The sequence below is a fragment of the Streptomyces sp. DG2A-72 genome, from assembly GCF_030499575.1.
In the GTDB taxonomy this organism is placed as follows: Bacteria; Actinomycetota; Actinomycetes; order Streptomycetales; family Streptomycetaceae; genus Streptomyces.
On record NZ_JASTLC010000001.1, the window covers coordinates 7,269,304 to 7,282,391 of the forward strand.

At 68.4% G+C, this 13,088-nt stretch carries 11 protein-coding genes and 1 tRNA gene; 10 read left to right on the forward strand and 2 right to left on the reverse strand.

Going from position 1 to position 13,088, the window contains the following annotated elements:
- Positions 1-12 precede the first annotated feature (12 nt).
- Positions 13-492, reverse strand: a complete 480-nt coding sequence (locus tag QQY66_RS34775; RefSeq protein WP_301984285.1) for a VOC family protein — start codon at positions 490-492, stop codon at positions 13-15.
- Between the two features lie 708 nt (positions 493-1,200).
- Between QQY66_RS34775 and QQY66_RS34780 the strand changes: the two genes are divergently transcribed.
- From QQY66_RS34780 to QQY66_RS34790, 3 genes are all read left to right on the forward strand, one after another.
- Positions 1,201-1,464, forward strand: coding sequence for a MarR family transcriptional regulator (locus QQY66_RS34780; RefSeq protein WP_301984286.1), 264 nt, complete (start codon positions 1,201-1,203; stop codon positions 1,462-1,464).
- 320 nt (positions 1,465-1,784) lie between these two features.
- Complete coding sequence (locus QQY66_RS34785) at positions 1,785-1,958, forward strand: AlpA family transcriptional regulator (protein WP_301987600.1); 174 nt, start codon at positions 1,785-1,787, stop codon at positions 1,956-1,958.
- Positions 1,955-3,331 (forward strand): site-specific integrase, encoded by a 1,377-nt coding sequence (locus QQY66_RS34790; protein WP_301984287.1) that lies wholly within the window; start codon positions 1,955-1,957, stop codon positions 3,329-3,331. Before QQY66_RS34785 ends, QQY66_RS34790 begins: the two co-directional genes overlap by 4 nt.
- 211 nt (positions 3,332-3,542) lie before the next feature.
- Here the strand turns inward: QQY66_RS34790 and QQY66_RS34795 are convergent.
- Positions 3,543-3,614, reverse strand: a tRNA-Arg gene (locus tag QQY66_RS34795).
- Between the two features lie 103 nt (positions 3,615-3,717).
- On the opposite strand from QQY66_RS34795, the gene QQY66_RS34800 reads away from it, so the two are divergent.
- The 7 genes from QQY66_RS34800 (at position 3,718) to rho (ending at position 12,996) form a co-directional block, all read left to right on the forward strand.
- A complete protein-coding gene (locus tag QQY66_RS34800; protein ID WP_301984288.1) occupies positions 3,718-4,233 on the forward strand; it encodes a response regulator in 516 nt (171 codons plus the stop codon).
- A gap of 194 nt (positions 4,234-4,427) precedes the next feature.
- Positions 4,428-5,468 (forward strand): ArgS-related anticodon-binding protein NrtL, encoded by a 1,041-nt coding sequence (nrtL, locus tag QQY66_RS34805; RefSeq protein ID WP_301984289.1) that lies wholly within the window; start codon positions 4,428-4,430, stop codon positions 5,466-5,468.
- 12 nt (positions 5,469-5,480) lie between these two features.
- Complete coding sequence (gene lysA / locus QQY66_RS34810; RefSeq protein ID WP_301984290.1) at positions 5,481-6,872, forward strand: diaminopimelate decarboxylase; 1,392 nt, start codon at positions 5,481-5,483, stop codon at positions 6,870-6,872.
- A 147-nt stretch (positions 6,873-7,019) separates the two neighbouring features.
- Positions 7,020-8,312: a homoserine dehydrogenase gene (locus QQY66_RS34815; protein WP_301984291.1), complete on the forward strand. Its 1,293-nt coding sequence runs from the start codon at positions 7,020-7,022 to the stop codon at positions 8,310-8,312.
- A 6-nt stretch (positions 8,313-8,318) separates the two neighbouring features.
- Complete coding sequence (gene thrC / locus QQY66_RS34820; RefSeq protein WP_301984292.1) at positions 8,319-9,377, forward strand: threonine synthase; 1,059 nt, start codon at positions 8,319-8,321, stop codon at positions 9,375-9,377.
- A 283-nt stretch (positions 9,378-9,660) separates the two neighbouring features.
- Positions 9,661-10,578 carry a homoserine kinase gene (thrB, locus tag QQY66_RS34825; RefSeq protein WP_301984293.1) on the forward strand — a complete coding sequence of 306 codons (918 nt, stop codon included), beginning with the start codon at positions 9,661-9,663 and terminating at the stop codon, positions 10,576-10,578.
- Between the two features lie 405 nt (positions 10,579-10,983).
- Positions 10,984-12,996, forward strand: a complete 2,013-nt coding sequence (gene rho / locus QQY66_RS34830) for a transcription termination factor Rho (protein WP_301984294.1) — start codon at positions 10,984-10,986, stop codon at positions 12,994-12,996.
- The last annotated feature ends 92 nt before the right edge of the window (positions 12,997-13,088 follow it).

Here is a 13,088-nt window from a genome sequence, read left to right on the forward strand (position 1 = left end):
GTGAGGCGCCGTTCAGCGGTCAGGTTCGGTGCCGGTGCGCGCCAGGATGCCTTTGAGCAGCCCGGTGGCCTGGCCCACCTCGATGAGGTAGCCGTCCGGGTCGCGCATGTAGCAGCGCAGCTCGGCGCGGCAGTCGATGGGCGGGGTGAGGAACTCGGCCCCTTTGGCGCTCGCCGTGGCGTAGAAGTCGTGGATGTCCGCCACCCGTACGTTCAGGAAGCTGGAGACGGTGTGGGGGTCCTCCGGTGTGCGCAGGACGACCTCGGGTTTGTCGTCGGTGGGCCCGCCGCCGGGGTTCATGATGATCCAGCTGTTGGCGACCTTGATGATGCAGGGGTTCTCGTCCAGCACCACCTGCCCGCCCAGCACATCGGCGTAGAACGCCCGCGAGCGAGGGACGTCGCCGACCGTGAGGAAGTGCGTGAGCAGCAGGCCCTCGGCCGGTGCGGGAAGATCCTCGGCTGACGCGCCTGCGGAGATGAAATCGGACATATGCTGAGCGTATGGCGCGGTCGGCCGCCCGGCATGGTCAGCCTTGGGATCCGATGCGGTCATGGGGCCAGTCTGCCGCTCGCGCGATCTTTGTCCACAGCCTCTTCAACCGCTCGCGGCGAACCAGATCATCTGACACGACGAGCGAATCGGACCAGATCACTTGAGACAGGGCCCAGATCGACAGAGACGGGACAAGCAGTGAGTGAGTGTCTGCCGGAAAGCTTCATGTCCTTGGACAGCGAATCCAGTCGTCCGCCCTGCGCTGACCTGCGGCGACTAACTTGATTGGCAAGGGCGTTGGTGAGGCCGTCCCCGCTCACCAACGCCGTGACCTGCGACGACTGCGCTGGATGGCAAGGAACTCCACGGACTGGGTTCGATGTCGGCGGACACTTCAGCTCACGGCAGACGAGAAAGAGCCCCAACGGACTGGACCCTCCTCTGGGATCATGTCAACGTACAACGTCCCCGAAAAGACCAGGTCAGCGAAGGGGCGCGGGTATTCGTGGCTCTGGCGAACGCAGTCGCGCCTCGTGCGCTGACGCTAGCTGGCCTGCATGCTGACCCCTGCCTCCCTGAGGTCCGACCAATGGAGCCCACCTGTCCAACGGCACACTTCGATCCCTGCGGTTCACCGCCCCGATCCTCTTCACTCTCGGCGCCCTCAACGCCTTCACCGCTCAGCAACGCCAGGACCACGCTGCCTTGGCTACCGCGCTGTGCCTTTGTGTCTGCGCGGCCGGACTCCTTGCCGAAGACCTGCTGCAACGCGACTTCCGTCGTGACCGAGCCGTTCTCGCGCATGTCGCTGTCCACCCCGGCGCGGCCACGCGGCACATTGCCCGCGCCCTCGGTGCCCGTGAGCGAGTTGTGGAGCGCAGCCTCAGCCGACTCACCGAGGAGAGGCTCCTCATGCTGGAAACGGACGGCGTCACACCCGCCCTCCGCGTGTACCGGGTGGCTCGCTGACGGCACGTTCCCACCGGGCCGCAGGGCGATATATAGCCGACGATCCCCGGTTAGCGAAACCGGGGATCGTCGGGACTATTGATGGTGTTCGCTCTGGCTGCTTGGCGGTGGACATGAAGCGAACAGCCTCCTTGGTGCCCTAGCTGCGGCTAGCACCTGGTAACCCGCCCGGACCAACCTCACGACCTGAAGGACCCCACGCCTGATCCACCCACCCCCGCTCACCGCAGTCCGTCTCCGTTTCTGTACCACCCTGTAAGGAATCCTGCATGCGCCTTTCCGGGATACCCCATGCGCAAAAACATAAGGGCGATGAGCTAATGACTGTTCCGGAGATCCTGGACGCGCTAAAAGGGACGTCCCGACGGACCTTTTACAGGTGGCGAGAGATGGGCACCGGTCCTGCTGCCCTGAAGCTCCCGAACGGGGAGTTGCGTGTATGGCGGAGCGTGTTCATGGAATGGCTGCAAGAAAGAGAGGAAAACGCAGCTTGAAGACCAGCGACGTTCGAATATGGGGTGTCCGGCCCAAGCGGCGCCAAGGCAAAGATGCCTACGAGTTGCGCTGGAGTGTGGGAGGTCGCCCATTCTCGCGTACACGGCGCACGCAAGGTCTCGCCAACAAACTGCGTTCACAGCTGGCTATGGCCCAGGAGTCCGGCGAGCTGTTCGATGATGAGACAGGCTTTCCTCCTTCTATGGAAGAAAAGCCGCCTGCTCTCACTTGGTATGCCTTCGCGCTGGAATACCTGCGCATGAAGTGGCCGCACGCGGCACCCAATTATCGGGATGACATCAGCGAAGGCTTGACCGCGGTCACGAAGGCGCTCATGCCCAAGAGACCGGGACGTCCGGCGGATATAGCCATGCAGCGGGCCTTGCGGGACTGGGCATTCGTCCTTCCCGGTCCAGGTGAGCGAGATGTTCCGCCAGAGGCGCGAGTCGTCATCGACTGGGTGGCGGAGAATTCTCCCCCACTTTCCGATCTGGCCCAGCCTGCGGTCATGCGCGGCGTGCTGGACGCACTCAAACTGAAACTCGACGGTAAAGCGGCTGCGGGTGAAACGGTCAAGCGCAAGCGCAAGATCCTCGTCAATGCCCTCAACTACGCCACGGAGCGCGGCGAGTTCGAGGACAACCCCGTCCACGCCGTCCCTTGGGAGACACCGGCGAGGATTGTGCCTGTCGACCCCAGGGTAGTGGCCAACCCGAAGCAGGCCAGCAATCTGATCGACGCCGTCTCCTACATAGGCGGCTACGACCGGGCCAGGGGCAGGCGCCTGGTCGGAATGTTCGCCGGCATGTACTACGCCGGAATGCGTCCGGCCGAAACCGTCGGCGTCGCGATCCAGGATTGCCACCTACCCAAGAAGGGCTGGGGCGTGGCGAACCTCCACCGGACCCGGCCGACGGCAGGGAAAAAGTGGACCAAGACGGGTGAGGTGCACGACGACCGCGGACTGAAGAACCGCGATCCCAGAGTCGTGCGGCCGACGCCGCTGCCGCCCGGTCTCGTGGCGATCTGGCAGGACAGCATCGACACCTTCGGTACAGCCGACGACGGCAGACTCTTCTTCAACGAGCGCGGCGGACTCGTCGGCTCCTCGACCTACTCGCGTGTCTGGGCGGAAGCCCGCGAGTTCGGCCTGCCGCCGGAACTCGTCGCGAGCCCCCTCGCCGACCGCCCGTACGACCTGCGCCACTCGGCGCTGTCCACGTGGCTGAATGCTGGCGTCGATCCCACAGAGGTCGCCGAGCGGGCCGGCAACACCGTGGAGGTGCTACTGGCCCGATATGCGAAGTGTCTGCATGGAAGGCACGCCGTGGCCAACAAACGAATCGAGGATCTGCTGCTCGAATACGAGTGACGATGATCACACCGAACGCCCCGAGGTGCACACCTCGGGGCGTTTCTTATGTGGCGGATTGACCGAATTGTGGTCCGATGTCCGAACCCACAAATAGCCCACAGTGCGTGTCCTACGGCAGCTTTCGCTGGCGTAAGACTGCGCATGGCTGCAGTCGTTCCGAATTGGCATCTGCGCTGGTCAGGTGCTGTTTTTAGCCTCTGACCTGCAGTGCCCCCGGCAGGATTCGAACCTGCGCACACGGCTCCGGAGGCCGTTGCTCTATCCCCTGAGCTACGGGGGCGTGTCGGGCGCGTTGCGCGGCGACGGGTAGAACCCTATCAGCTCCTTCGGGGTGTTCATGAACGGTTTCCGCGGGGGGAGGACGTCGCCCGCACGGGGTGGAAGTGGGGAAAACCCGGACGCGGTGGCCGGTCCGGACCTACTCTCGAGTTGTGCCAGGCGCATCGGGCCGGGTGCTTGTTGTCGACGACAACAAGGTCATCCGGCAGCTGATCAGGGTCAATCTCGAGCTGGAGGGCATCGAGGTCGTGACCGCGGCCGACGGTGCCGAGTGTCTGGATGTCATTCATCAGGTGCGGCCCGATGTGGTCACCCTGGATGTCGTCATGCCGCGACTCGACGGGCTGCGGACCGCTGCCCGGCTGCGTGCCGATCCGCGGACCCGTGATCTGCCGCTGGCCATCGTCAGCGCCTGTACACAGCACGAGGTCGACGGCGGCCTCGACATCGGCGTCGACGCCTTCCTCGCCAAACCCTTCGAACCCGCCGAACTCGTAGCGCTCGTACGTCAGTTGATCGAGCGGAAGCGGAGCGGGCGAGCGCAGGGGGAGGGCGGGCCCCTGTTCGGGAACGTCCTCGGTATGGGGGAGACCGAGCGGGCCGGGCGGGCCGGCGGCTGATCGAAGGGGCGGCAGGTGTGGCTCTCGGCTCCGTCCCAACGCCGGCCGACTCTGTCCCACCGTCATCCCCTGCATCCCACTTCCGTCCCACCGCCATCCCCCTCCATCTCACCTCCGTCCCACCCCCGTCCACATCCCGGACCCTCCCCAAACCGCCTCGCCTACCCACCCCCCTCCTCCCATACGCTTGTCCCGTGACCCCCGTCGAGCTCTCCCGCACCGTGCTGCGCGCAGTGCGTCGTGCTGTCGATGAGGGGGAACTGAGCGTGACCGTGCCGGAGCGGGCTGTCGTGACGGCTCCCGGTGCCGGTGGCTGTGGTGACTACGCCACCAACATCGCCCTTCAGCTCGCCCGCCCGGCCGGGCAGCCGCCGCTGCGGGTCGCCGAGATCCTTCGGCCGTACCTCATCGATACGGCCGCCGTCTCCGATGTCGTCGTCACCGGGCCCGGGTTCCTCAACATCAGCCTGCGCAGTGCCGCGCCCGTGGCCCTCGTCGAGGAGATCCTGCGGCGCGGGCAGCGTTATGGGCACGCCGAGGGGCCTGACCATCAGCCACTCCTGCCGCTGCACGCCCCGCACGAGGTCCGTGCCGTCGTCGTCATGGACGCCACCGCCCGCATCCTCCGTTCGCAGGGTGCCGTCGTCCGCACCGGCTGCGAGGCCCGCCCCGAGCCCGAGTGGAGCGACATCCTCGACGTACGCGTCGACGGCGTGGGCAGCCCCGGGTCACCGGCCTGCTTCGTGCGCCCGGTCCCCGCCCCCGCCGACCCCCTCCCCCTCGGCCCCGACGCCGCCCGCTGGGCGCTGCTGCACCCCGCCGCCCACGACCGGCCCCGGATCACCGACGAGCATCTGGTCCAGCGCGAGGGCAACCCCCTCTTCCGCGTCCGTTACGCGCACGCCCGCACCCGGGCGCTCAGCCGCAACGCCGCCGACCTCGGGTTCAGCGCCGAACCCGGGCCGACCCCCGACGTCACCCGCCTTCTCAGTACGCTCGCGGACCACCCCCGCATCCTCGCCGCAGCCGCCGAGGACCGCGCCCCCGACCGTCTCGCCCGGCACCTCGTCACCGTCGCCGATGCTGTCCTCGCCCTTGTGCCCACCGTGCTGCCGATCGGTGAGGAGAAACCCTCGGCCGCCCACCGTGCCCGGCTCGCGCTCGCCGAAGCCGCCGGGGCGGTGCTGGCCGGCGGCCTGTCCCTGCTCGGTATCGACGCACCCGACCACCTCTGAAAGAAACGCGACATGAGCCGTTCCGCACACCCCGCCGGGCCCCGTCACGCCGACGTCCTTCCCGAGGGCCACTACACCGCGCCGCCCACCGACCTCAACGCCCTCGACTCCAAGGTGTGGGCACAGACCGTCGGACGTAACGTCGAAGGCACAGTCACCGTCGGCGGCATCGACGTGAAGACCCTCGCCGAACAGCACGGCACCCCCGCCTACATCCTCGACGAGGCCGACTTCCGTGCACGCGCGCGTGCCTGGCGTACCGCCTTCGGCCATGACGCCGACGTCTTCTACGCCGGTAAGGCCTTCCTCTCCCGGGCCGTCGTGCGCTGGCTGCACGAGGAGGGGCTCAACCTCGACGTCTGCTCCGGCGGTGAGCTCGCCACGGCCCTCTCCGCCGGCATGCCCGCCGACCGCATCGCCTTCCACGGCAACAACAAGTCCACGGACGAGATCCACCGGGCCATCGAGGCAGGCGTCGGCCGTATCGTCCTCGACTCCTTCCAGGAGATCGTCCGCGTCGCCCACATCGCGCAGGAACTCGGCAAGCGGCAGCGCGTGCAGATCCGTATCACCGTCGGCGTGGAAGCGCACACGCACGAGTTCATCGCTACGGCCCATGAAGACCAGAAGTTCGGGATTCCGCTCGCCGGGGGACAGGCAGCCGAGGCCGTACGGCGTGCCCTTCAGCTCGACGGGCTCGAACTCATCGGGATTCACTCGCACATCGGGTCGCAGATCTTCGACATGTCCGGCTTCGAGGTCGCCGCCCACCGGGTGGTGGGTCTGCTGAAGGACATCCGTGACGAGCACGACGTCGAGCTGCCCGAGATCGATCTCGGGGGTGGGCTCGGCATCGCGTACACGAGTGACGACGATCCGCGCGAACCGCACGAGATCGCCAAGGCGCTGACCGAGATCGTCACCCGTGAGTGCGAGGCCGCCCGCCTCAGCACCCCCCGTATCTCCGTCGAGCCCGGGCGGGCCATCGTCGGGCCCACCGCCTTCACGCTGTACGAAGTCGGCACCGTCAAGCCCCTGGACGGGCTGCGTACGTACGTCTCCGTCGACGGCGGTATGTCCGACAACATCCGCACGGCCCTGTACGACGCGGAGTACAGCGTCGCCCTGGTCTCCCGCACGAGCGACGCCGAGCCCATGCTCGCCCGCGTCGTCGGCAAGCACTGCGAGAGCGGCGACATCGTCGTGAAGGACGCGTTCCTGCCGTCCGACCTGGCACCGGGTGACCTGATCGCGGTCCCCGCCACCGGCGCGTACTGCCGTTCCATGGCCAGCAACTACAACCACGTGCTCCGCCCGCCGGTCGTCGCCGTGCAGGACGGCGAGGCCCGGGTGATCGTCCGCCGGGAGACGGAGGAGGACCTCCTGCGTCTCGACGTCGGCTGAGCAGCGCAGAGCCGGGGGCGGAAGATCTCCTGTGATCCGCCCCTGGAAAAATGAAATAGATGTCTCAGGATCCGGACGATGCATAGAAACTCCATTCCGGTGAGTGAGACTGGTCCAACCGAAGACGGTATGAGGAAACGAGGTCGGATGATGCGTACGCGTCCGCTGAAGGTGGCGCTGCTGGGCTGTGGAGTGGTCGGCTCAGAGGTGGCGCGCATCATGACGACGCACGCCGACGACCTCGCCGCCCGCATCGGAGCCCCGGTGGAGCTGGCGGGAGTCGCTGTACGGCGGCCCTCCAAGGTCCGTGAAGGGATTCCCGCCGAGCTGATCACCACCGACGCCACCGCCCTCGTCAAACGCGGCGACATTGATGTCGTCGTCGAGGTGATCGGCGGGATCGAGCCCGCCCGGAGCCTCATCACCACCGCCTTCGAGCACGGCGCCTCCGTCGTCTCCGCCAACAAGGCCCTCCTCGCCCAGGACGGCGCCGATCTGCACGCCGCGGCGGAGGCGAGCAACAAGGACCTCTACTACGAGGCCGCCGTCGCCGGCGCCATCCCCCTGATCCGCCCGCTGCGCGAGTCCCTCGCCGGCGACAAGGTCAACCGGGTGCTCGGGATCGTCAACGGCACGACCAACTTCATCCTCGACAAGATGGACTCCACGGGGGCCGGCTATCAGGAGGCCCTCGACGAGGCCACCGCCCTGGGATACGCCGAGGCTGACCCGACCGCCGACGTCGAGGGCTTCGACGCCGCCGCCAAGGCCGCCATCCTCGCCGGAATCGCCTTCCACACGCGCGTGCGCCTCGACGACGTCTACCGCGAGGGCATGACCGAGGTCACCGCCACCGACTTCGCCGCCGCCAAGCAGATCGGCTGCACCATCAAGCTGCTCGCCATCTGCGAGCGGGCCGCGGACGGCGGCTCGGTCACCGCGCGCGTTCACCCCGCGATGATCCCGCTCACCCACCCGCTCGCCTCCGTGCGCGGCGCGTACAACGCCGTGTTCGTCGAGTCGGACGCCGCCGGGCAGTTGATGTTCTACGGCCCCGGCGCCGGCGGCTCCCCGACCGCCTCCGCCGTCCTCGGCGACCTCGTCGCCGTCTGCCGCAACCGGATCAACGGCGCCACCGGGCCCGGCGAGTCGGCGTACGCCGCACTGCCCGTGTCGTCCATGGGCGAGGTCGTCACGCGCTACCACATCAGCCTCGACGTCGCCGACAAACCGGGTGTTCTCGCCCAGGTGGCCACCGTGTTCGCCGAGCACGGTGTCTCGATCGATACGGTTCGGCAGCAGGGGAAGGACGGCGAGGCCTCTCTCGTCGTCGTCACCCATCGTGCGTCCGACGCGGCCCTCGGCGGAACCGTCGAGGCGTTGCGCAAGCTCGACACCGTGCGGGGTGTCGCCAGCATCATGCGGGTTGAAGGAGAGTAACCAGCAATGACCCACCAGTGGCGCGGCATCATCGAGGAGTACCGGGACCGCCTCCCGGTGTCCGACACCACGCCGGTCGTGACGCTCCGCGAGGGCGGCACCCCCCTCGTGCCCGCGCAGGTGCTCTCCGAGCGCACCGGCTGCGAGGTCCACCTCAAGGTGGAGGGCGCGAACCCCACCGGGTCCTTCAAGGACCGCGGTATGACCATGGCCATCAGCAAGGCCAAGGAGGAGGGCGCGAAGGCCGTCATCTGCGCCTCCACGGGCAATACGTCCGCCTCCGCGGCCGCGTACGCCGTACGGGCGGGGATGGTTTCGGCCGTTCTTGTGCCGCAGGGCAAGATCGCGCTCGGCAAGATGGGCCAGGCGCTCGTCCACGGCGCGAAGATCCTCCAGGTCGACGGCAACTTCGACGACTGCTTGACGCTCGCTCGAGCCCTGAGCGAGAACTACCCGGTGGCGCTGGTCAATTCGGTCAACCCGGTACGGATCGAGGGGCAGAAGACGGCCGCGTTCGAGATTGTGGACATGCTGGGCGACGCCCCTGATATTCACGTCCTCCCAGTGGGCAACGCGGGCAACATCACCGCGTACTGGAAGGGCTACAGGGAGTACGCGGCCGACGGTGTCTCGAAGCAGACCCCGCGCATGTGGGGTTTCCAGGCCTCCGGGTCCGCGCCCATCGTGCGCGGCGAGATCGTCAAGGACCCCTCGACCATCGCCACCGCGATCCGTATCGGCAACCCCGCGTCCTGGCAGTACGCCCTGGCCGCGCGGGACGAGTCGGGCGGGTTCATCGACGAGGTGACGGACCGTGAAATCCTGCGCGCCTACCGGCTGTTGGCAGCTCAGGAGGGCGTTTTCGTCGAGCCCGCCTCGGCCGCGTCCGTGGCCGGCCTGCTGAAGGCGGCCGAGCAGGGCAAGGTCGACCCGGGGCAGACGATCGTCTGCACGGTCACCGGCAACGGCCTGAAGGACCCCGACTGGGCCGTCGCCGGCGCCCCGCAGCCCGTCACCGTCCCGGTCGACGCGGCGACGGCGGCCGAGCGTCTCGGTCTCGCCTGATCAGCGGCCCGGAGGGGTAACCCGACAGGGGGTGCACAAGGGGCTTACGACACGCATCGTGCGCCTCCTGTGCGCCCTATGTCGCCACAGAACCTTCCTTCGATAGGCTGTACTGAACCCGCCTGCCGCATATGCCGCCCATCGGCACGGTGCCGCGCCGTCTCCGTGGCCCGACAGCGGCGTCGGAAGCGTCCGTCCGTCAGGCCGGGAGCAGCCCGCAGGGTTCCTCGTACGTCATCGAATGTCTTCGACAATCACGCAGCTCAAGGAGAGTCATCGAGCGATGGCCGGTCCAGCCTTCCGCGCCGCCGCCGTGAGGGTGCGCGTCCCCGCCACCAGCGCCAACCTCGGCCCGGGCTTCGATGCCTTCGGCCTGTCGCTGGGGCTCTACGACGACGTCGTCGTCCGGGTGGCCGACTCCGGGCTGCACATCGACATCGCGGGTGAGGGCAGCGAGACACTCCCGCGTGACGAAAGCCACCTTCTCGTACGGTCCCTGCGCACCGCCTTCGATCTGCTCGGCGGGCAGCCGCGCGGCCTGGAGATCGTCTGCGCCAACCGCATTCCGCACGGCCGTGGCCTGGGCTCCTCGTCGGCCGCCATCTGCGCCGGCATCGTCGCGGCACGCGCCGTGACCATAGGCGGGGACTCCAAGCTCGACGACCCGGCCCTCCTGGAGCTCGCCACCGAGATCGAGGGCCACCCCGACAATGTGGCCGCCTGTCTGCTCGGCGGATTCACGCTCTCCTGGATGGAGGCGGGATCCGCGCGCGCGATCAGGATGGAGCCCGCCGATTCCATCGTTCCGGTGGTTTTCGTGCCCGGTAAGCCGGTCCTCACCGAGACCGCGCGCGGTCTGCTCCCGCGCGCCGTGCCGCACGTCGACGCCGCCACCAACGCGGGCCGAGCGGCCCTGCTCGTCGAGGCCCTGACCAGGCGCCCCGAGCTGCTGCTGCCCGCCACCGAGGACCGCCTCCACCAGGAGTACCGCGCACCGGCCATGCCGGAGAGCGCGGCGCTGGTGGAGCGGCTGCGGGCCGATGGGATCCCCGCGGTGATCTCCGGAGCGGGCCCCACCGTGCTGGCGCTGGCCGATGACGACAGCGCCGACAAGGTGGCCGATCTGGCAGGCGAGGGCTGGGCCGCGAACCGGCTGGAGCTCGACGCCCAGGGAGCGAGCGTGCTGCCGCTTGCGACCTGACACACGGTTGCCGGATTTCGAGAGGGGGAATGTTTGTTGGATCCGGTAGTGTTAACCTCAAGTCTGCACCCGACCCCACCATGGCGAGGTGCTTCGTGTCCCCGTCCGGGACAGACATCCTTCCGGGAGCCTCCCAAGCCGCACTGTGTTCCGTACGGCGTACGCGGGCCGTACCTCGTACGCGGGCACTGAGCGACTGGCCGGGCACGCTCCGGAATAGGTGCGACCAAGCCTTGTGACACCGACACTCAGTGCCACAGCTCCGGGAAGCGCCATCACCCATTTCCTCCGCCTCTTTGGCGGACCACCGCCCCGGCACGGTCCACACAGCAAGGACCGAAGCCGGACAGCACAACCGGTCGCCGAGCCAGACAGGCCGACGTCCGCTCCAGGGAAGGACCCTTCGTGAGCGACACCACCGATCTGATGGGCGCACGTGTCGAGGAGACCGCTGCCGCGCCCGCCACGGACGCCTCCGCGCCTGCCACCGGTGCCGGCTCCCGGCGGCGCCGCGGTACCGGCCTCGAGGGCATGGTGCTGGCCGAGCTGCAGCAGGTCGCATCCGGCCTCGGTATCAGGGGCACAGGGCGCATGCGCAAGAGCCAGCTGATCGAGGTCATCAAGGAGGCGCAGGCGGGTGGGGGTGCCCCGGCCAAGTCCGCCGAGGCAGCCACCGAGACCAAGCCCAAGCGCCGCGCCACCTCGAAGGCGCGTACCGGCGAGGACTCAGCTCCCGCCGAGAAGGCCGAGAAGAAGGCCGAGAAGAAGGCCGAGGCTCCGGCCGAGAAGGCCGTGGCCCAGCAGCAGATCGAGATTCCCGGCCAGCCGGCCGGGGGCACCGCCCGCGCCGAAGCCGAGCGCGGGGCAGAGGAAGCCCCCGAGCGCCGCCGTCGCCGTGCCACCGCCGAGGCGGGCAGCCCCGAGACGGTCGCCGCCGAGGCGAAGAGCGAGCCGAAGGCCGAGACGCCCGCCCCGCAGGCGCAGGGCGACGCCAAGTCCGACGCCGACGGCGGCGAGGGCCGGCGCCGCGACCGCCGGGACCGCGGCCGTGACCGCGACCGTCGCGGCAAGGGCGACGACCAGCAGGGCCAGGGCGGCCAGCGGCAGCAGGGCCAGCAGCAGGGCGGCGGCCGTCAGGACCGCCAGCAGCGGGACAACGGCCCTCAGGACGACGACGACTTCGAGGGCGGCCGTCGAGGCCGGCGCGGGCGCTACCGCGACCGCCGTGGCCGTCGTGGCCGCGACGAGATGGGCCAGGAGCCGCAGATCACCGAGGACGACGTCCTGATCCCGGTCGCCGGCATCCTGGACATCCTCGACAACTACGCCTTCATCCGTACGTCGGGCTACCTGCCGGGTCCCAACGACGTGTACGTCTCCCTCGCCCAGGTCCGCAAGAACGGCCTGCGCAAGGGCGACCACGTCACCGGTGCGGTCCGTCAGCCCAAGGACGGCGAGCGCCGCGAGAAGTTCAACGCGCTGGTCCGTCTCGACTCCGTCAACGGCATGGCGCCCGAATCCGGGCGCGGCCGACCGGAGTTCAACAAGCTGACGCCGCTGTACCCGCAGGACCGCCTCCGTCTGGAGACGGACCCGGGCATCCTCACCACCCGCATCATCGACCTCGTCGCGCCGATCGGTAAGGGCCAGCGCGGTCTGATCGTGGCCCCGCCGAAGACCGGCAAGACCATGATCATGCAGGCGATCGCCAACGCGATCACGCACAACAACCCCGAGTGCCACCTGATGGTCGTCCTGGTCGACGAGCGTCCGGAAGAGGTCACCGACATGCAGCGGTCGGTGAAGGGCGAGGTCATCTCCTCGACCTTCGACCGCCCGGCCGAGGACCACACGACGGTTGCGGAGCTGGCGATCGAGCGGGCCAAGCGGCTCGTCGAGCTCGGCCATGACGTGGTCGTGCTGCTCGACTCCATCACGCGTCTGGGCCGTGCGTACAACCTGGCTGCGCCGGCTTCCGGTCGCATCCTCTCCGGTGGTGTCGACTCGACCGCGCTGTACCCGCCGAAGCGCTTCTTCGGTGCGGCCCGGAACATCGAGGACGGCGGCTCGCTCACCATCCTCGCGACGGCTCTCGTCGACACCGGGTCCCGCATGGACGAGGTGATCTTCGAGGAGTTCAAGGGCACGGGCAACGCCGAGCTGAAGCTCGACCGGAAGCTCGCGGACAAGAGGATCTTCCCGGCGGTGGACGTGGACGCGTCCGGCACCCGTAAGGAAGAGATCCTGCTCGCCAACGACGAACTTGCCATCGTCTGGAAGCTGCGGAGGGTGCTGCACGCGCTTGACCAGCAGCAGGCGGTGGAGCTGCTCCTCGACAAGATGAAGCAGACGAAGTCGAACGCCGAGTTCCTGATGCAGATTCAGAAGACGACGCCGACGCCCGGTAATGGCGACTAGTCACTCGGGGCTGTTGGTAGTCCGTCGACTGCCGGCTGTCTGTGGTTGATCGCGCAGTTCCCCGCGCCCCTTTGGGGCGCCTGGGCCGCTCC